Annotated in this window: 16 protein-coding genes and 4 tRNA genes; 1 reads left to right on the top strand and 19 read right to left on the bottom strand. The window is 61.4% G+C overall.

Features of this window, described 5'->3' with window-relative positions; all coding sequences use genetic code 11:
• Nucleotides 1-248: 248 nt before the first annotated feature.
• Together AACY31_RS18030 and AACY31_RS18035 are read right to left on the bottom strand one after the other, a co-directional pair.
• Nucleotides 249-893, bottom strand: coding sequence for a hypothetical protein (locus AACY31_RS18030; RefSeq protein ID WP_339483444.1), 645 nt, complete (start codon nucleotides 891-893; stop codon nucleotides 249-251).
• 83 nt (nucleotides 894-976) lie between these two features.
• Nucleotides 977-1,053: transfer RNA gene (locus AACY31_RS18035), tRNA-Val, on the bottom strand.
• Between the two features lie 183 nt (nucleotides 1,054-1,236).
• Here AACY31_RS18035 and AACY31_RS18040 point away from each other — a divergent pair.
• Nucleotides 1,237-2,520 carry an NAD(P)/FAD-dependent oxidoreductase gene (locus AACY31_RS18040; protein ID WP_339483445.1) on the top strand — a complete coding sequence of 428 codons (1,284 nt, stop codon included), beginning with the start codon at nucleotides 1,237-1,239 and terminating at the stop codon, nucleotides 2,518-2,520.
• A gap of 228 nt (nucleotides 2,521-2,748) precedes the next feature.
• On the opposite strand, the gene AACY31_RS18045 is transcribed toward AACY31_RS18040, so the two are convergent.
• The 17 genes from AACY31_RS18045 to AACY31_RS18125 form a co-directional block, all read right to left on the bottom strand.
• Nucleotides 2,749-2,825: transfer RNA gene (locus AACY31_RS18045), tRNA-Asp, on the bottom strand.
• A gap of 89 nt (nucleotides 2,826-2,914) precedes the next feature.
• Nucleotides 2,915-2,991 (bottom strand) — tRNA-Asp (locus AACY31_RS18050).
• Nucleotides 2,992-3,049: 58 nt separating this feature from the next.
• Nucleotides 3,050-3,125: transfer RNA gene (locus tag AACY31_RS18055), tRNA-Val, on the bottom strand.
• A gap of 103 nt (nucleotides 3,126-3,228) precedes the next feature.
• Nucleotides 3,229-4,002: an SDR family oxidoreductase gene (locus AACY31_RS18060; RefSeq protein WP_339483447.1), complete on the bottom strand. Its 774-nt coding sequence runs from the start codon at nucleotides 4,000-4,002 to the stop codon at nucleotides 3,229-3,231.
• Complete coding sequence (locus AACY31_RS18065; RefSeq protein ID WP_339483449.1) at nucleotides 3,999-5,210, bottom strand: O-succinylhomoserine sulfhydrylase; 1,212 nt, start codon at nucleotides 5,208-5,210, stop codon at nucleotides 3,999-4,001. The genes AACY31_RS18060 and AACY31_RS18065 overlap by 4 nt, the downstream gene beginning before the upstream one ends.
• A gap of 58 nt (nucleotides 5,211-5,268) precedes the next feature.
• Complete coding sequence (purF, locus tag AACY31_RS18070; RefSeq protein WP_339483451.1) at nucleotides 5,269-6,774, bottom strand: amidophosphoribosyltransferase; 1,506 nt, start codon at nucleotides 6,772-6,774, stop codon at nucleotides 5,269-5,271.
• Between the two features lie 41 nt (nucleotides 6,775-6,815).
• Complete coding sequence (locus AACY31_RS18075) at nucleotides 6,816-7,376, bottom strand: CvpA family protein (protein WP_003179770.1); 561 nt, start codon at nucleotides 7,374-7,376, stop codon at nucleotides 6,816-6,818.
• An 89-nt stretch (nucleotides 7,377-7,465) separates the two neighbouring features.
• Entirely contained in the window at nucleotides 7,466-8,134 is a 669-nt protein-coding gene (locus AACY31_RS18080; RefSeq protein ID WP_339504915.1) for an SPOR domain-containing protein, read from the bottom strand.
• Nucleotides 8,118-9,425: a bifunctional tetrahydrofolate synthase/dihydrofolate synthase gene (folC, locus tag AACY31_RS18085; protein ID WP_339504918.1), complete on the bottom strand. Its 1,308-nt coding sequence runs from the start codon at nucleotides 9,423-9,425 to the stop codon at nucleotides 8,118-8,120. Before folC ends, AACY31_RS18080 begins: the two co-directional genes overlap by 17 nt.
• Nucleotides 9,422-10,342 carry an acetyl-CoA carboxylase, carboxyltransferase subunit beta gene (gene accD, locus AACY31_RS18090; RefSeq protein ID WP_339483457.1) on the bottom strand — a complete coding sequence of 307 codons (921 nt, stop codon included), beginning with the start codon at nucleotides 10,340-10,342 and terminating at the stop codon, nucleotides 9,422-9,424. The genes folC and accD overlap by 4 nt, the downstream gene beginning before the upstream one ends.
• Before the next feature lie 252 nt (nucleotides 10,343-10,594).
• Nucleotides 10,595-11,227 carry a phosphoribosylanthranilate isomerase gene (locus tag AACY31_RS18095; RefSeq protein WP_339492894.1) on the bottom strand — a complete coding sequence of 211 codons (633 nt, stop codon included), beginning with the start codon at nucleotides 11,225-11,227 and terminating at the stop codon, nucleotides 10,595-10,597.
• Nucleotides 11,228-11,290: 63 nt separating this feature from the next.
• Nucleotides 11,291-12,115: a tRNA pseudouridine(38-40) synthase TruA gene (gene truA, locus AACY31_RS18100; RefSeq protein ID WP_339504943.1), complete on the bottom strand. Its 825-nt coding sequence runs from the start codon at nucleotides 12,113-12,115 to the stop codon at nucleotides 11,291-11,293.
• Between the two features lie 271 nt (nucleotides 12,116-12,386).
• Nucleotides 12,387-14,966, bottom strand: a complete 2,580-nt coding sequence (locus tag AACY31_RS18105; protein ID WP_339504921.1) for a FimV/HubP family polar landmark protein — start codon at nucleotides 14,964-14,966, stop codon at nucleotides 12,387-12,389.
• 208 nt (nucleotides 14,967-15,174) lie between these two features.
• On the bottom strand, nucleotides 15,175-16,185 hold the full coding sequence (locus tag AACY31_RS18110) for an aspartate-semialdehyde dehydrogenase (RefSeq protein ID WP_339492896.1): 1,011 nt from the start codon (nucleotides 16,183-16,185) through the stop codon (nucleotides 15,175-15,177).
• 193 nt (nucleotides 16,186-16,378) lie between these two features.
• Nucleotides 16,379-17,491 (bottom strand): aspartate-semialdehyde dehydrogenase, encoded by a 1,113-nt coding sequence (asd, locus tag AACY31_RS18115; RefSeq protein ID WP_339483462.1) that lies wholly within the window; start codon nucleotides 17,489-17,491, stop codon nucleotides 16,379-16,381.
• 54 nt (nucleotides 17,492-17,545) lie between these two features.
• A complete protein-coding gene (gene leuB, locus AACY31_RS18120) occupies nucleotides 17,546-18,628 on the bottom strand; it encodes a 3-isopropylmalate dehydrogenase (RefSeq protein ID WP_339483464.1) in 1,083 nt (360 codons plus the stop codon).
• Between the two features lie 66 nt (nucleotides 18,629-18,694).
• Nucleotides 18,695-19,459, bottom strand: coding sequence for a class I SAM-dependent methyltransferase (locus tag AACY31_RS18125; protein WP_339483466.1), 765 nt, complete (start codon nucleotides 19,457-19,459; stop codon nucleotides 18,695-18,697).
• Between the last annotated feature and the right edge of the window lie 17 nt (nucleotides 19,460-19,476).

Below are 19,476 nucleotides of genomic sequence, written 5' to 3' on the forward strand. Positions count from 1 at the left end.
AGGATTGAGCCGCGCGCGATAAAACGAAGACCCAAGCCTTATCCCATGCTGATGAAAACACGTCGATCAGCCAGGGCCGAGGTCAGGAAGAATGGTCACCCGAAGAAGGTTAAGTAAGTGCCATTCAAATCTGTCCCCTTTTCCCGAAGTCGCCGTCTTTATTCGCCACAACGAGAAAGCCCCGATCAAAATCGGGGCTTTCTCGTTTCCGCTAGACGCAAAACCCGCTCGACGGCGGGCTGTGCTTATTAGTTTTTGCAGACCACCTGCGGAGCCGCGGCATGCGTCAGCTTTTGGGGAATCACAATCGAAGTGCCAGGCAAAGTGGTAAGTTCGAGAACCGCCAACATGCAAATTAGCGCTGGCTCGCCATCTTTGCTTGGTCTGCCATCCACCCCTACCACCGCTTCGTAGTCTTTCCCAGGTTCCAGCTTGTAAACGAGCGCCTGGCCACCACAGGTCCGGTAAGAGTTGCCGTTGCCCGCAATGGTCGCGCCACGGGTTGCAATTTGGAATGGCAGATCCGCCCTAACGCGATACTCGGTTACGACCTCTTTGTAAGCCCCTTCCCCCCTCCGAATTGCAGGGATGTACTGGATAAGACTGGGCCAAACTCTTTTCGGTACGCCAACGCTCGCCGACTTCAGGGGATACTGCGGATAGTTGATGCTCGCTGTACCGTCCTGCCCGAAACGTCCGGCTTCAGCCATTTTATGCCGGGTAGCAGGAGCACAACTGCCAACGACGCTATCTCCGTACACGTCAGCGTTCGTGATAACGCGAACACGCGCCACTCCCTCTGATTGAGCAGGCTCTTCGTATGGAACTGAAGGTATTCCAGAGCAACCAGCAAGTGCTATAGAAAGAAAAGTTACGGAAGTGACAACCCGCATGACCATGTCCTTATGTACGACAACAAAAAAGGGCCCACCTTTCGGTGAGCCCTTCTAGACCGCCCAGCAGAGCGGATTTTGTTTGGTAGGCGCGATTGGACTCGAACCAACGACCCCCACCATGTCAAGGTGGTGCTCTAACCAACTGAGCTACGTGCCTGCTGTGAGGCGGCATTCTACGGAATTCCGGAGGGGTGTCAACACCTTTTTTTCACCTAACCCTATGAATATGCAAAATATTTAATTTCGCCACTGCGACAAAGATTTGGGGGTGGCTGGCGGCCGATTTTTATCTCGGGTAGGATCGCTGTATTCGTAAAAAATATAAAACAGAGGTTGCAGAATGGCGAACACATCCTATCCAGCGTCCTATTACGCCGCGTCGGCCAACCCGGCTCCTCCACGCCCCGCCCTACAGGATGACGTCGAGACGGATGTGTGCGTGATCGGTGCTGGCTACACCGGCCTGTCCTCTGCGCTGTTTTTGCTGGAGAACGGTTTCAAGGTCACCGTGCTTGAGGCGGCGAAGGTGGGTTTTGGAGCTTCGGGTCGCAACGGCGGGCAGATCGTTAACAGCTACAGCCGCGATATTGATGTGATCGAACGCAGCGTCGGCCCTCAGCAGTCGCAGTTGCTGGGCAACATGGCGTTTGAAGGCGGGCGGATCATTCGTGAGCGGGTGGCGAAGTATCAGATTCAGTGCGATTTGAAGGACGGCGGCGTATTCGCCGCCCTCACCGCTAAACAGATGGGCCACCTGGAGTCGCAGAAGCGTTTATGGGAGCGCTTCGGGCATACCCAGCTGGAACTGCTGGATCAGCGGCGTATTCGCGAGGTGGTGGCTTGCGATGAGTATATGGGTGGCATGCTGGACATGAGCGGCGGGCATATTCATCCGCTCAACCTGGCGCTGGGCGAAGCGGCGGCTGTGGAGTCGCTGGGCGGGGTGATTTATGAGCAATCGCCAGCGGTGCGCATCGAGCGCGGCGCCAGCCCGGTCGTGCATACGTCACAGGGCAAGGTCAGGGCCAAGTTCATTATCGTGGCGGGCAATGCTTACCTGGGCAATCTGGTACCGGAGTTGGCGGCCAAGTCCATGCCTTGTGGCACACAGGTAATTGCTACCGAACCGCTGAGGGACGAGTTGGCTCACCGCCTGCTACCTCAGGATTATTGCGTAGAAGACTGCAACTACCTGCTCGATTACTACCGACTGACGGGCGACAAGCGCCTGATCTTCGGCGGCGGCGTGGTGTATGGCGCGAGGGATCCGGCGAACATTGAAGCGATCATTCGCCCGAAGATGCTCAAGGCCTTCCCTCAGCTCAAGGATGTGAAGATTGATTACGCCTGGACCGGAAATTTCCTGCTGACGCTGTCGCGTCTTCCGCAGGTCGGGCGACTAGGGGATAACATTTATTATTCCCAGGGCTGCAGCGGTCATGGCGTGACGTATACGCACCTGGCGGGCAAGGTCCTAGCCGAGGCGCTGCGAGGTCAGGCTGAGCGTTTTGATGCGTTTGCCGACCTGCCCCACTACCCTTTCCCCGGCGGGCAGTTGCTGCGTACGCCGTTCGCGGCGATGGGGGCTTGGTACTACGGGTTGCGGGATAAGTTGGGGTTCTGAGGACCATCACCAAAGGGCTGCTCGCAGCCCTGCGGGGCGGTGCGACGCTTCGCTAAATCCCCTCGCCACAGCAAGCTCCCCCGCCACGGGCTTGTTCCAACCTTTCAAGGTGAGCACGCCAAAAACAAAAAACCCCGGTCTTTCGACCAGGGCTTTTGCTATCGACTAGAAGTAGCTTTTCAGCTTTCTTCTTAGCTTCAAGGCGTTCAGTGGGCCTCGAAGCAGATATGGCGCAGCGGACGGGACTCGAACCCGCGACCCCCGGCGTGACAGGCCGGTATTCTAACCGACTGAACTACCGCTGCGTATCGCTATGGACTTGCGTCCAGTTAACTCGTCTGATCAAAACCCTTGGATCTTGATCTCGAACCAGGCGAACCTGCTTCGGAAAATATGGCGCAGCGGACGGGACTCGAACCCGCGACCCCCGGCGTGACAGGCCGGTATTCTAACCGACTGAACTACCGCTGCGCGTCGGTGGAGGCTTTTGACAGCTTCCGTCTTGCTTTCGCAAAACTCTCGTAAAACATGGTGGGTGATGACGGGATCGAACCGCCGACATTCTGCTTGTAAGGCAGACGCTCTCCCAGCTGAGCTAATCACCCTTTGCTTCGTTGAGGCCGCGAAATTTACGCAGGTACCGAAGCTAAGTCAATAGCAGGGTTGAAGTTTTTTCAAAACAGTTTCAAACAGCACCCGCCACCGCACTCACTTATAAATCATTTTCTTGGTCATGCCGCCGTCCACGACGAACTCCTGCCCCGTGACAAAACCGGCATTGCGCGACAACAGCCAGGCGACCATGGCCGCCACGTCCTCTACCGTGCCGACCCTGCCCGCTGGATGCTGGGCGTGATCGGCGTCGGTCAGCGGCTGCGCACGACGCTGGGCGGGATCGCGCGCGTCGATCCAGCCAGGGCTGACGGCGTTGACCCGGATCTCCGGCCCAAGGCTGATTGCCAGGGCATGAGTCAGGGCCAGCAAGCCGCCCTTGCTCGCTGCATAGGCTTCGGTGTCAGGCTCCGATTGCGCGGCGCGGGTGGAGGCCAGGTTGACGATGGCGCCGTTGTGAGCGCGCAGATACGGCGCACAGTGCTTGGCCAGCAGCATCGGCCCACCCAAGTTCACCGCCAGGACCCGATTCCAATAAGCCAGGTCCAGGCTTTCCAGGGTGATGTTGTGCGGGTCGGCAATGGCCGCGTTACACACCAGCGCGTCGAGCCGCCCAAACTGCCCGAGCACCTCGGCGATGCCGGTGGCGACCTGTGCTTCGTCCGCTACATCCATGGCGATGAACCAGGCATTGTCGCCCAGGGTCTTCGCCACCTTGGAGCCGCGCTCGCGGTCCAGGTCGGTCAGCACCACCTGCCAGCCTTCACAGATCAACCAGGCGGCAATGCCCAGACCGATGCCCCGTGCGGCGCCCGTCACCAAGGCAACCCGGCCATGAGTGCCGCTCGTCGGCGTAGCCAGCTCGATCACAAGGCCGCCAACCCGCGGGCCAGGTCGGCCTGCAGATCGGCGACGTCTTCCAGGCCGACCGCAACGCGGATCAGGCTGTCACCAATACCCGCCGATTCACGCTCCTGGGGCGACAGGCGGCCGTGGGACGTGGTGCTCGGGTGGGTGATGGTGGTCTTGCTGTCACCCAGGTTGGCGGTGATGGAAATCAACCGGGTCGCATCAATGAAGCGCCAGGCGCCCTCCTTGCCCCCCTTGACCTCAAAGCTCACCACCGCGCCGAACCCACGCTGCTGACGCAAGGCCAGGTCATGTTGCGGATGGCTCTTTAGGCCGGCGTAATGCACTTTTTCGATGCCGCCCTGCTGCTCCAGCCACTCGGCCAAGGCCTGGGCATTGGCACAATGGGCTTTCATGCGCAGGCCGAGGGTTTCCAGGCCCTTGAGAAAGACCCAGGCGTTGAACGGGCTGAGGGTGGGACCTGCGGTGCGCAAAAAGCCCACCACCTCCTTCATCTGCTCGCTACGACCGGCCACCACGCCACCCATGCAACGGCCCTGGCCGTCGATGAACTTGGTCGCCGAATGCACCACGATGTCCGCACCCAACTTCAGCGGTTGTTGCAGCGCCGGGGTGCAGAAGCAGTTATCGACCACCAGCATGGCGCCCTTGGCGTGGGCGATTTCCGCCAGCGCGGCGATATCCACCAGCTCGGCCAGAGGGTTGGAAGGTGATTCGACGAACAGCAGCCTGGTATTGGCCTTGATCGCCGCATCCCAAGCGGACAGGTCCGCCAGGGGCACGTAATCGACCTCCACGCCAAAGCGCTTGAAGTACTTCTCGAACAGGCTGATGGTCGAGCCGAAGACGCTGCGCGACACCAGCACGTGGTCGCCAGCGCTGCACAGACTCATCACCACGGCCATGATCGCGGCCATCCCGGTGGCAGTCGCCACGGCTTGCTCGGCGCCTTCCAGGGCAGCGATGCGCTCCTCGAAAGCCCGCACGGTCGGGTTGGTGTAGCGCGAGTAAACGTTGCCCGGCACTTCGCCGGCAAACCGTGCGGCTGCATCGGCAGCGGTACGGAACACGTAGCTGGAGGTGAAAAACAGCGGATCACCGTGTTCGGCTTCCGGTGTACGGTGCTGACCCGCGCGAACCGCCAGGGTATCGAACGCTACGCCGTCAAGGTCGCTGTCCAGCCGACCGGCATCCCAATCCTGACTCATGCTGTCACTCCTGAAATCGGGTTAAACGCAAACCGGCCCCTCAGGGCCGGTTGGTTAATCAATTGTTGTACAGATCGATGATCGCACTGACCGCCTGAGTCTTGGCCTTGGACGCATCGTTACGTGCGTTCTCGATCCTGTTCAGGTAGGCCTCGTCGATGTCGCCGGTGACGTACTTGCCGTCGAATACCGCGCAATCGAAGTGTTCAATCTTGATCTTGCCGCCACCAACCGCCTCGATCAAGTCCGACAGGTCCTGGTAGATCAACCAGTCGGCGCCGATCAGGTCGGCCACGTCCTGGGTGGTGCGGTTATGAGCGATCAGCTCATGGGCACTCGGCATGTCGATGCCGTAGACGTTGGGGTAGCGCACGGCCGGGGCCGCGGAGCAGAAATACACGTTCTTGGCGCCGGCTTCACGGGCCATCTGGATGATCTGTTTGCACGTGGTGCCACGCACGATGGAGTCATCCACCAGCATCACGTTCTTGCCGCGGAACTCCAGTTCGATGGCGTTGAGCTTCTGGCGTACGGATTTTTTCCGTGCAGCCTGGCCCGGCATGATGAAGGTCCGGCCAATGTAGCGGTTCTTCACGAAACCTTCGCGGAACTTGACACCCAGGTGGTTCGCCAGCTCCAGGGCTGAGGTACGACTGGTGTCCGGGATCGGGATGACCACGTCGATATCGTGCTCCGGACGCTCGCGCAGGATCTTGTCGGCCAGTTTCTCGCCCATGCGCAGGCGTGCCTTGTAGACCGAAACACCGTCGATGATCGAGTCCGGACGCGCCAGGTAGACGTGTTCGAAGATGCACGGGGTCAAGGACGGGTTGGTCGCGCACTGACGGGTGTGCAGCTTGCCGTCTTCAGTGATGTAGACCGCTTCGCCCGGGGCCAGGTCGCGAATCAGGGTGAAGCCCAGCACGTCCAGGGACACGCTTTCAGAGGCGATCATGTATTCGACGCCTTCGTCGGTGTGGCGCTGGCCGAACACGATCGGGCGGATACCGTGGGGATCGCGGAAGCCGACGATGCCGTAGCCGGTGATCATCGCTACTACCGCATAGCCGCCCACGCAACGGTTGTGCACGTCGGTCACGGCGGCAAACACGTCTTCTTCCGTAGGCTGCAGCTTGCCGCGCTGGGCCAGCTCATGGGCGAACACGTTGAGCATCACTTCCGAGTCGGAATTGGTGTTGACGTGGCGCAAGTCAGATTCATAGATCTCCTTGGCCAGTTGCTCGACGTTGGTCAGGTTGCCGTTGTGCGCCAAGGTGATGCCGTACGGCGAGTTGACGTAGAACGGCTGGGCTTCAGCCGACGTCGAGCTACCCGCGGTCGGGTAGCGCACGTGGCCGATACCCATGTGACCGACCAAGCGCTGCATGTGGCGCTGATGGAACACATCACGCACCAGGCCGTTGTCCTTGCGCAGGAATAACCGGCCGTCATGACTGGTCACGATACCGGCAGCGTCCTGGCCGCGGTGCTGGAGCACGGTTAGCGCGTCATACAGCGCCTGATTGACGTTCGACTTACCGACGATACCGACGATGCCACACATGCGACACAACCCCTACTTAATGGATCTGAACTGAACAACACTTACTGCGGCGTTTTGGCCATCGGCAAGAGGTGTTCCTTGAACGGTATTTCAGCGGGTACGCTGATACCGCTGGCAAGCCACTGACTGCTCCAACCCAGGATCAGGTTTTTGGACCAGTCTGCGACCAATAGAAATTGTGGCACGAGTCGGGACTCCTGCCACCACGTATCCTGCTGTACCGGCCCCAGGCTCAAGAGCCCGACGGCCACGACCACCAGCAACGCGCCACGCGCCGCGCCAAAGGCCATGCCCAGGAACCGGTCCGTCCCGGAAAGCCCGGTGACGCGAATCAGTTCGCCGATCAGATAATTGATCATTGCGCCAACCAGCAAGGTGGCGATAAACAAGATGGCACAGCCCGCGATCACGCGAGCCGACGGAGTTTCGATGTATCCGGCGAGGTACTGGGACAGCGAACCACCAAACATCCAGGCTACGACCCCCGCGATGATCCAGGTCAGCAGCGAGAGGGCTTCCTTGACGAAGCCGCGGCTCAGACTGATCAATGCGGAGATGGCGACGATCGCAACGATCGCCCAGTCAACCCAGGTAAATGGCACGGTGCAGCCTACAGACGGATAAGGCGGCGCATTTTAGCAGAGCGCAGGGCTGTCGGTAAGCTGCACGATTCAAATCAGCTAAATCGCTGTCAGCCGCGCTCTGGCTGGAAGCGCACCACAAAACCCTTGAGGTTCTGCTGACGACTGAGCAGATCACGCAGGCGGTCGGCTTCGGCACGCTCGATCAACGGGCCGACAAACACCCGATTCTTGCCATCGACGGAGCGAATGTAGGCATTGTAGCCCTGGCTACGCAGGGTTTTCTGCAAATTCTCGGCACTCTCGCGACTGGTCAGGCTGGCCAGTTGCACCGACCAACTGATCGACAGGCCATTGGCATCCACGCGCCTTTGCGTGGTGTCCGGCTTGGTCGTGGCGGCGGTAATCGGCTGGCTTGGGGCCGGTTTGACCGCTGGAGCGGCCGGAACCGGAACTGGAGCCGGAGCGACAGATGGCTTGCTCGGTGCAGCGGGCGCTGCGGGAGCAGGCGCAATCGGCATCGACGACGCCGATAGCTCGGCCAACTCCTCGTCGCTTGGAACAGGCTCCTGAGGCAACGCCTGGGGCTCGGGCACAACCACCGGCTCAACCTGCACAGGCGGCACCGAAGGCGTCTGGGGCGCGGCTGGCGCGTCGACCGTGACTTGGCGTTGCTCGTCCTGACGGGAAAACAGCATCGGCAGGAAAATCACCGCCAGGGCCACCAACACCAGGGCCCCAACCATGCGCTGCTTATACGCCTTATCCAGCAATGCCATCTGCAGCCTCCTCCGTGGAGCGCCGGGCCAACCATTGAAGGGCCTCGGCAACACAAAAAAATGATCCGAACAGCAGGATTTCATCATCGGCCGTCGCCAGGGCGCACTGCCCTTCCAACCCGGCGGCCACGCTAGCGTAGGTTTGCACTGAAGCGCCGTGGCGCTGCAAGGCTTCCTGCAACTGCGCCGCTGTACGCGAGCGCGGCGAATCCAGTGGCGTCACCGCCCAGTGCTGGACACTAGCACCCAACGCCTCCACCACGCCATCCAGATCCTTGTCGGACAGCAGCCCGAACACCGCCAGACGCCGCCCCACCACAGGCCGCCGCGCCAGGCGCTCGGCCAGGTACTGTGCCGCGTGAGGGTTATGGCCGACATCCAGCAACAGGTTCAAACGCTTGCCTTGCCAATCGAACTGACGACGATCGAGGCGCCCGACCACACGGGTCGCCTGCAACGCCTGGACGATTTGCCCGGCATCCCACGGCAAGCCCAGCAACAGATAGGCCTGGAGCGCCAGCGCGGCGTTTTCCATCGGCAGGTCCAGCAAGGGCAGGTCGTGCAACTCCACCGGGTTGCCCCGCAGGTCGCTGCCGCGCCATTGCCAATGCTGCTCGGTCATCGCCAGATCGAAATCCCGCCCACGTAGAAAGAACGGGCAGTTCAATTCACGAACCTTGTCCAACAACGGCTGGGGGGGATTGAGATCGCCGCAAAGCGCAGGCGCGCCCTGGCGAAAGATGCCGGCCTTCTCGAAGGCCACTGATTCGCGGGTATCACCCAGATAATCGGCATGGTCCACGCCAATGCTGGTGACCAGCGCAATGTCTGCGTCCACCAGATTGACCGTATCCAGCCGCCCGCCCAGGCCGACTTCCAGCACGACCGCATCGAGACCGGCACGGGCGAACAACCAGAATGCCGCCAGGGTGCCCATCTCGAAATAAGTGAGGGTTGTATCGCCTCGCCCGGTTTCCACGGCAGCAAAGGCTTCGCACAGCTGGGCGTCAGAGGCTTCGACGCCATTCACCTGCACCCGCTCGTTGTAGCGCAGCAGGTGCGGCGAGCTGTAGACACCGACGCTCAGCCCCTGGGCCCGCAGCAGCGAAGCCACGAAGGCGCAGGTAGAGCCCTTGCCGTTGGTGCCGGTGACGGTAATGACCCGGGGCGCCGGCTTGGCGAGTCCCATGCGGGACGCTACCGTTTGCGAGCGCTCCAACCCCATGTCGATGGCCGATGGATGCAACTGCTCGAGGTAGGCAAGCCAATCGCCCAGGGTGCGTTGAATCATAGCCCGGCAGGCACCGGCGGAACCACGATCGGCTCGATCGGCGCGGCGACGAAAGTCGGCGTCGGCAGCCCCGTCAGTTGAGCCAGCAGATTGCCCAGGCGCGGACGCAGCTCCTGGCGATGGATGATCATGTCGATGGCGCCGTGCTCCAGCAGGAACTCACTGCGCTGGAAGCCTTCCGGCAACTTTTCACGCACGGTCTGCTCAATCACGCGCGGGCCGGCAAAGCCAATCAGGGCTTTCGGCTCGCCGACGATCACGTCGCCGAGCATCGCCAGGCTGGCGGAAACACCACCATAGACCGGATCGGTCAGCACCGAGATGAACGGAATGCCCTCTTCACGAAGACGCGCCAACACCGCGGAGGTCTTGGCCATTTGCATCAGGGAGATCAGCGCTTCCTGCATCCGCGCACCGCCGGAAGCGGCGAAGCAGATCATCGGGCAACGCTTTTCCAAAGCGTAGTTGGCGGCACGAACGAAGCGCTCACCGACGATGGCGCCCATGGAACCGCCCATGAAGGAGAACTCGAAAGCCGAAACCACCACTGGCATACCCAGCAGGGTGCCACTCATGGACACCAACGCATCTTTTTCGCCGGTCTGCTTCTGGGCTGCGGTCAGGCGATCCTTGTATTTCTTGCCATCGCGGAATTTCAGGCGATCCACTGGCTCCAGGTCGGCACCCAGCTCAACACGACCTTCGGCATCGAGGAAAATGTCGATACGGGCACGCGCACCGATGCGCATGTGGTGATTGCACTTGGGGCAAACGTCCAGGGTCTTTTCCAGCTCGGGGCGGTACAGCACCGCTTCGCAGGATGGACACTTGTGCCACAGACCTTCAGGCACCGAGCTTTTTTTCACCTCGGAACGCATGATCGAAGGGATCAGTTTGTCTACCAACCAGTTGCTCATGCTTTCTTTCTCCAGTACCGGCGACCCGAACGCTTTGGTTCGCGGCCCCGCGTATGCCCTTGAGCTAAATTCATTGTGCGCCGAGTCGAGGGGCCGCCACGGTCAGTGCAAAACATGACCTGCGTGCAACCCAACCTTCCTCAGCCATCCCGGCAACCGCACGGCGGCTACCACTTCGCTATCGGCCCACCCGGAGGCGGCACCTGCCTGCTTTGTACAGTGCTGGTATGGACGGCGGCAGTCTGCCAGCCGTCACATTGACGACTGGCTACTGCGCACAGCGGCCATGAATGCACGAATCTTTACAGGGTCCTTGATGCCCTTGCTCTGCTCCACGCCCCCGCTCACGTCCACCGCGTAAGGGCGAACCTGGCGAATGGCCTGAGCCACGTTCTCCACCGTCAGGCCACCGGCCAGGATAATCGGTTTCTCCAAGCCCTGGGGCACCAGTGACCAATCGAACGCTTCGCCGGTCCCTCCGGGAACGCCTTCCACATAGGTGTCCAGCAAAATGCCGCTGGCACTGGCGAAAGCTGCGCAACTGGTGGCGATGTCATCCCCGGCCTTGACCCGCAACGCCTTGATGTAAGGACGATGCCAACCTTCGCAATCGGCTGGGGTCTCATCGCCATGGAACTGCAACAAGCCCAGCGGCACCGCATCGAGTATTTCGCCCAACTCGCAACGACTGGCATTGACGAACAGGCCCACCGGGGTCACGAACGGCGGCAAGGCCTGGAGGATCGCCCTCGCCTGCTGCACCGTCACCGCGCGCGGGCTCTTGGCGTAGAACACCAGCCCGATGGCGTCGGCCCCGGCCTCGACCGCTGCCAACGCGTCCTCGACGCGGGTGATCCCGCAAATCTTGCTGCGAACGACCGGCATGGTGGGTAAAACCTCAGGCAAATCCGTGAAAGTCCCGGATGGTAGCAAATGCTGCGCAGAGCGTCAGCCGTCGAGTTCCGAGAAGCCTGTGAGGAAATGTGGCCCCACGTAACGCTCCGGCAGTTCGAATTCATCGCGATATTCGACCTGTACCAGGTACAAGCCAAACGGGTGCGCCGTGACGCCACCGGAGCGACGGACACGACTGTCGAGCACTTCCTTGATCCACTCCACCGGCCGTTCGCCAGCACCAATGGTCATCAGCACGCCGGCAATGTTGCGCACCATGTGATGCAGGAACGCGCTGGCGCGGATATCGAGCACGATCATCTTGCCATGACGGGTCACGCGCAGGTGATGCAACTCCTTGATCGGCGACTTGGCCTGGCACTGGCCGGCACGGAAGGCGCTGAAGTCATGGACGCCGACCAGATATTGCGCGGCCTCGGCCATGCGTTCGACGTCCAGCGGGCGGTGATTCCAGGTGATTTCTTCGTTCAGGTGCGCCGGGCGGATCTGATCGTTGTAGATCACGTAGCGATAACGCCGGGCGATGGCCTTGAAGCGTGCATGGAAATGCGCCGGCATCACCTTGGCCCAACTGACGCTGACGTCGTGGGGTAAGTTGATGTTGGCACCCATCACCCAGGCCTTCATCGAACGCTCGACCCGAGTGTCGAAATGCACCACCTGGCCACAGGCATGCACGCCAGCATCGGTACGGCCGGCGCAATGCAGCGACACGGGCGAGTCGGCGACTTTGGACAGGGCTTTTTCAAGGGTTTCCTGCACCGTCAATACACCGGAAGCCTGGCGCTGCCAGCCACGATAGCGCGAGCCTTTGTATTCAACGCCCAAGGCGATCCGGAAAAAGCCATCAGCCGCCATTTCGGCGGCCGGGTTGTCTATGTTTGCCAAGGAATTACAGCCTGCTGAGGTACGCAAAGGCGGGCATTATAAGGCCGATGGCTTGGGATGCCAGTCCGACGGGTGATCCTGTGTTGAATGGACTGGCGCTATCGCGAGCAAGCTTTGCTTCCACAGGGGATTTGCGGTGGGAGCAAGCTTGCTCGCGATGAGGCCAGCCCAAACACCCGCAAATCCCGCCACAAACAAAAACGGCAGCCTCACCGGCTGCCGCTTTTGTATAACCACTGACTCAAGCCAGGCGCGACAACATTTCCTGCGCTTCGCTCTTCTGAGTGGCGTCGCCTTCGCTGAGGACTTCGCCGAGGATGTCGCGGGCGCCGTCGTTGTCGCCCATGTCGATGTAGGCCTGGGCCAGATCGAGCTTGGTCGCCACTTCGTCGGTACCGCTAAGGAAGTCGAAGTCCGGCTCTTCTTCAGCACCGACCAAGGCATCTTCGGCGGTAAACGTCGGCTGCCCCAAGTTGTCGGACAGGCGATCCAGTTCGGCGTTTACATCGTCCAACTCTGACTCGAAGGCATCCTTGGGCGCATCGTGCGCGTCCATTTCGTCAGACAGGGACAGATCGAAGTCCGCCGGTAGCTCAAGATCATCGGCCAGCGTGTCGGCCACGGCTGGTGTTTCAGTCGCAGGCAACTCCAGGCCCTTGAGGTCGTCGTCCAGGTCGAGCAGGAAGTCTTCATCGTCGAGCGCCGGGATCGGAGTCGGGGCATCGGCGCCCAGGTCCAGGTCGAACTCCGACAGGTCGTCCAAGCTTTCGTTGGCTTCAGCCTGCTGCTTGAGCACCGACTCGAAACTCAGATCGTCGTCTTCCGGGAACGCGTCCAGCTCAGCGACAGGCTCTGGCGGCGGCGCAACCGGGGTCGTTTCCAGGTCATCCAGGCTCAAGTCGAAGGCGTTGTCCAGTTCTTCGTCAGTCGGCGTCTTGTCTTCCAGCAGGTCCTTGACGTACTGCGCGTCCAGCTCGGCTGCCACTGTCGCGGCGGCCAAGCCTGCGGTGGTGGCGACCACCATGGCCGGGAAACGGCTTTTCAGCTGTTCGACCTGAGCGAAGTTTTCGCCATTGGCCACCAATTGGCGTTCCTGGGCGACGAAGGCGTCGCGGTCGCCCTGCTGACCGTAGACTTCCATCAGCTTCAAGCGCAGATCACTGCGCTGAGGCTCAGCCTTGATGCCCTGCTCAAGCAGATCGGCAGCCTGGTTCAAGCGACCGCGGTCGATATGGGACTGGGCCTGAGGCAGCACGTCGTCGGAACGATCGGCAGCCGGAGCCACCAATGGCGCCGCGATAGGCGGTGTGACCACTACGGGCGCGACCACCGGAGCCGGCTTGGGTACTGGCGCAGGAGCGGGTGCAGGTTTTGGCTCGAGCGTTACGCTAGGCGATGGAACCTCAATGCCCTCAAAGCTGCTCGGGGGCAGATCGAGCTCCGGGGAGAAGTCAGCCTCCTCCTCGAGGGCACGGGCCATGCGCAAATGTTTTTCCGCTTCCTGCTGGGCCTTGCGGCGACGGGCGAGCAACACCAGCAGCAATACCAGGAGCAGCGCACCGCCGCCAATCAATCCCAGCAGGATCGGATTGGTCAGCAGGTCGTTGTATTTTTGCTCGTTGGAGGCGCCAGGCGGCGTCGCTTCCGGGGCCGCCTCTGGCGCAGGCGCAGTCGTCGGGGCCTGCGCCGCTGGCGCAGGGGTCAACTCTGCGGACATTGCAGGAGGCACCTCACCAGCAGGTGTCTCGCCAGCAGGAGGAATGGCGACACCTTCAGCCTGCATTTTGGCCAGTTGATTGTTCTTCAGCTCGATCAGGCGCTGCAGTTTGTCCAGTTGGCTCTGCAGATCCGCCATGCGGCTTTTCAGCTCCTCGTTATCCCGGCGAGCCGAGTCGAGGCTTTCCTGGGTGACGGCAAGCTTGTTGGTGAGCGCCTGGGCATCGCCAGCAGCGCCCTTGCCGCCCGCCTTCGCTGCGTCAGCCGACACCAGGCTCAAGTTATCGCGACCGGCAGCCTGTGCCGGCGCGCCTTCACCACGGCCACGCTTGGTGCCATCCAACTGTTGCTTGCCAGCACCCGCCACGCCACGACGACCCGAGCGCCAGGCGGCGTTCTGCGCAGCCACTTCAGCGATGGCCTGGGGTTGCGGCAATGCAGTGCTTTGCACCGGGTCCGGCAGGCGCAGCACCTGACCGGTCTTGAGCAGGTTGATGTTGCCGTTGATGAACGCGTTCGGGTTCAACGCCTGGATCGCCAACATGGTTTGCTGGACCGACCCACCGTTTCGCGCCTTGGCGGCGATTTCCCACAGGGTATCGCGCGGCGTAGTGGTGTATTGCGAAGGCTTGGTCGCCCCGGTGACCGGCGTGGACACGACCTGGGGTGGTTTCGCCCGGGCGGCGTCGGCGGCCTCTGGCGAGAACTTGGAGGGATCGAGCAATACGCTGTAGTCACGCAGCAGACGGCCGTTGGGCCACATCACCTGCACCAGGAATTTGACCATCGGTTCAGACAGCGGCCGGCTGGACGTTACCCGCAGGACACTCTTGCCATTGGCGTTGATCACCGGGGTGAAGCTCAGATCGCTGAGAAAGGTCGGGCGGACAACTCCGGCCTTGGCGAAGTCTTCGGGCGAGGCCAGGCTCGGCACGACTTCGGCAGCGGTCAACTGCTGGACGTCGAGCAGCTGGATCTCGGCGACCAGAGGCTGGTTCGGCGTCGACTTCAGGGTCAATTCCCCGAGCCCGAGCGCTTGCGCCATACCGGAGGACAGCGCCGAGGCGGCCGCTATTGCTAACACCAGTTTGCGAACTTGAACCATAGCCTCTTCCTTTGTTTGAACATTCCTCGGCCAGCGAGAAGGTATTGATGCCGCTGCCGTAAGGCATTGCGCGCAGCCCCGAAGCGACGGTGCGCGCGATCATTTCATTCATGCCCCGGGAAAGTCCCAGAGGGATGTTCGCCTTCAGCACTCCGACCAAGCATAGCGCCCAGCTAGAATCATTCGACAAATTGATGCCAAGTATCTTTTACAGCAAGTCTTTTATCAACAACTCAGCCACCTGCACGGCATTGAGCGCCGCGCCCTTGCGCACGTTATCTGACGTCAGCCACATATTTAGTTCCGCCGGATCGTCGATGCCGCCGCGCACACGACCAACGTAGACCACATCCTGCCCCACCGCATCGCCCACCGCCGTCGGGTAATCGCCCGCATCCACCAGCTCGATACCCGGCGCTGTTTCCAACGCCGCATTGACCTTGGCCAGGTCGATGGGACTCGCAGACTGCACAGTCACGCTAAAGCTATCGCCAAAAAACACCGGGGCTTGAATGCAAGTGACGGAAATCTTTAACAAAGGTTGATTCAGCACCTGGCGCAACTCGCGGACCAGGCGCTTTTCCAGCTGCGTATGGCCCTGCTCGTCCGGGGTGCCGACCTGGGCCAGCAGGTTGAACGCCATCTGCCGATCAAAGAATTTTGGCTCCAGCGGACGGGCGTTGAGCAGTTCGGCGGTCTGGCGCGCCAACTCGCTCACGGCCACACGCCCCTGGGCCGAAACGGCGAGGCTGGCGGTCAGGCTGATACGCTGCAAATCCAGGCATTCGCGCAGCGGCGCCAGCACGACCGCCAAGGCCGTGGCCGAAGCACTGGGGCTGCTGACCTGCAACGGCTTGCTCAAACCAGCGAGCACCTGGGCATTGGCTTCTGGCACGACCTGCGGCGCCTGTTCGGGTGGCAAGGCGCCAGACAGGTCGATCAACGCACAGCCAGCCGCCGTGGCCCGTGGAGCGAAACTCAGGGTCACCGCCGGACCGGCAGCGAAAAACACCAGCTGGACTTTGCTGAAATCGAACTCGTCGACTTCGCGCACCCGCACGTTTTTGCCGCGGAACATCACCGAGCTGCCTGCCGATTCGCTGCTGGCCAGCAGGTGCAGGTTACCGACCGGGAAGTCTCGCTCTTCGAGAATCTGGACGAGGGTTTCGCCGACAGTACCGGTGGCGCCGATCACGGCAATATCAAAGGACTGGCTCATGGATCTACCTCAGGTAAAACGTGGGGAGCGGCACTTTACCGGGTGGTGGGTATGCAGGCAATTGGCCGGAGGGTTTGCAGCGCCTGGCTGGCCTGCTCGCGAAGACGCCAGTTCAGCCCTCCCCCTAAAACTGCCTCCCAATAAAAAACCCGCACCTCTCACAAGGCACGGGTTCTTTCACAGCAACATCCAATCAACGCTCGAGCAGGATCCGCAGCATGCGACGCAGCGGTTCGGCCGCGCCCCACAGCAGTTGGTCGCCGACGGTGAAGGCACCGACGAATTGCGAACCCATGTTCAGTTTGCGCAGACGGCCTACCGGTACATTCAGGGTGCCTGTGACCTTGGTCGGGCTCAGCTCCTGCATGCTGATTTCGCGATTGTTCGGCACCAGCTTGACCCAAGGGTTGTGCTGGCTGATCAGCCCTTCGATGTCGGCGATCGGCACGTCTTTGTTCAGCTTGATGGTCAGCGCCTGGCTGTGGCAGCGCATGGCGCCGATGCGCACGCAGATGCCATCCACCGGGATCGGGCTCTTGAAGCGACCCAGGATCTTGTTGGTTTCGGCCTGGGCCTTCCACTCTTCGCGGCTCTGGCCGTTGGGCAGTTCCTTGTCGATCCAGGGGATCAGGCTGCCGGCCAGCGGTACGCCGAAGTTCTCGGTTGGGTAGGCATCGCTGCGCATCGCCTCGGCGACCTTGCGATCAATGTCGAGGATGGCGCTGGCCGGGTTGGCCAGGTCATCGGCGACGGCGGCGTGGGTGGCGCCCATCTGCTTGATCAGCTCACGCATGTTCTGCGCGCCGGCACCGGACGCCGCCTGGTAGGTCATGGCGCTCATCCACTCCACCAGGCCGGCTTCGAACAAGCCGCCCAGGCCCATCAGCATCAGGCTGACGGTGCAGTTGCCGCCGATGTAGTTCTTGGTGCCCGCGTCCAGCTGCTGGTCGATGACCTTGCGGTTCACCGGGTCGAGGACGATCACCGCGTCGTCCTGCATGCGCAGGCTGGAAGCGGCGTCGATCCAGTAACCCTGCCAGCCGGCTTCACGCAGCTTGGGGAAGACTTCGCTGGTGTAGTCGCCACCCTGACAGGTCAGGATCACGTCGAGAGTCTTGAGCTCTTCGATGCTGTAGGCATCCTTGAGTACGCCAGTGTCCTTGCCCACGGAAGGGCCCTGGCCACCGACATTGGAAGTGGTGAAGAACACCGGCTCAATGAGATCGAAATCCTGCTCTTCCAGCATTCGCTGCATGAGCACGGAACCGACCATGCCGCGCCAACCGATCAGACCTACACGTTTCATCGCAACTACACCTATACAAAAGTGGGCCACCGTCGAAGCGGTGGGCCCGAAAGATTACAGATTCCGCAGCGCGGCGACTACTGCATCGCCCATTTGCTGCGTACCCACTTTGGTACAACCTTGCGACCAGATATCGCCGGTGCGCAAGCCTTGGTCCAAGACCATGCTGACGGCTTTTTCGATCGCGTCGGCGGCATCGTTCAAGTTGAAGCTGTAGCGCAGCATCATCGACACCGACAGAATGGTCGCCAACGGGTTGGCAATGCCCTGCCCAGCGATGTCCGGCGCCGAACCGTGGCACGGCTCGTACATGCCCTTGTTGTTGGCATCCAGGGAGGCCGACGGCAGCATGCCGATGGAACCGGTGAGCATCGACGCCTCGTCGGACAGGATGTCGCCGAACAGGTTGTCGGTAACGATCACGTCAAACTGCTTCGGCGCACGCACCAGTTGCATGGCGGCGTTGTCGACGTACATGTGGCTCAGCTCGACGTCCGGGTAATCCTTGGCCACCTGCTCGACCACTTCACGCCACAATTGGCTGGATGCCAGCACGTTGGCCTTGTCCACCGAGCACAGCTTCTTGCCACGCACGCGGGCCATGTCGAAGCCGACCCGGGCGATACGGCGGATTTCGCTTTCGCTGTACGGCAGGGTGTCGTAGGCCTGGCGCTCGCCATTTTCCAGTTCACGGGTACCGCGCGGGGCGCCGAAGTAGATACCGCCGGTCAACTCGCGGACGATGAGAATGTCCAGCCCCGAGACGATTTCCGGCTTCAGGCTCGACGCATCGGCCAGTTGCGGGTAAAGAATCGCCGGACGCAGGTTGCCGAACAGGCCCAGTTGCGCGCGAATCTTCAGCAGGCCGCGCTCGGGGCGGATGTCGCGTTCAATCTTGTCCCATTTCGGGCCGCCCACGGCGCCCAGCAGCACGGCATCGGCTGCACGGGCACGGTCCAGGGTTTCATCCGCCAGGGGCACGCCGTGCTTGTCGATGGCTGCGCCGCCGATCACGTCGTGGCTAAGCTCGAAGCCCAGGCCGTACTTGTCGTTCGCCAACGCCAGGACCTTGACCGCTTCGGCCATGATTTCCGGGCCAATGCCATCACCTGGGAGAATCAGAATCTGCTTGCTCATGCTTTCCTCGTTTGCTCTGTCGGCACACGCCTGGGCTTTGTACCCAACGCCTGGCCGGGAAAAATGCTATCGCTCGGCCCACAGCACCAGTACATCTGTACTGAACGAACCATCGGCTTCAATCTGAAAATATTCACGCACTTCGTCACCCATCGAACGCTGCAGCTGGAGAATCGCCGCACGCATCACCTCGGGGGTACGCATGCGCTCGACCCAGGAACGGTACTCCAGGCGCAGGCGTTGGCGCGAGGTGCTACGGGTGTGCAACCCCGCTTCGCTGATCTGGCGCAACCACTCGCCGGCAGAATAATCACGCACATGGCTGGTGTCGCGCAGCACTTCGACGCTTTGCAAGTAGGTGTCCAGCAACGGCATGCCAGGCGACAGAACGTCGATGAACGCCACCACGCCGCCCGGCTTGAGCACCCGGCGCACTTCGCGCAACGCCAGGCCCAGATCGCTCCAATGATGCGCGGAATAGCGGCTGAACACGAAGTCGAACTCAGCGTCGGCGAACGGCAGGCGCTCAGCGGCACCGCATACCGTGCTGATATTGCCCAGGCCACGCTCGGCCGCCGCCGTGGCGACCACGTCGAGCATTTGCTGGGACAAATCATAAGCCACCACTTCACCGGCCAGCGGCGCCACGTGGAAACTCACATGGCCGGCACCGCACCCCAGGTCCAGCACCCGGGCATCGCCACGACCAGTCAACGCAGCTTGTAGCTGCGCGAATTCAGCGCCCTGGGCGTGCACGGCACTGCTCAGATAGGCCGAGGCCTGTTCACCGAATTGCTTTTGTACAACCTGACTGTGGGCGGTGCTGGTCATGGGGACTTCCTTTTGGG

This window comes from Pseudomonas sp. RL_105y_Pfl2_101 (assembly GCF_963970585.1).
Classification (GTDB): domain Bacteria; phylum Pseudomonadota; class Gammaproteobacteria; order Pseudomonadales; family Pseudomonadaceae; genus Aquipseudomonas.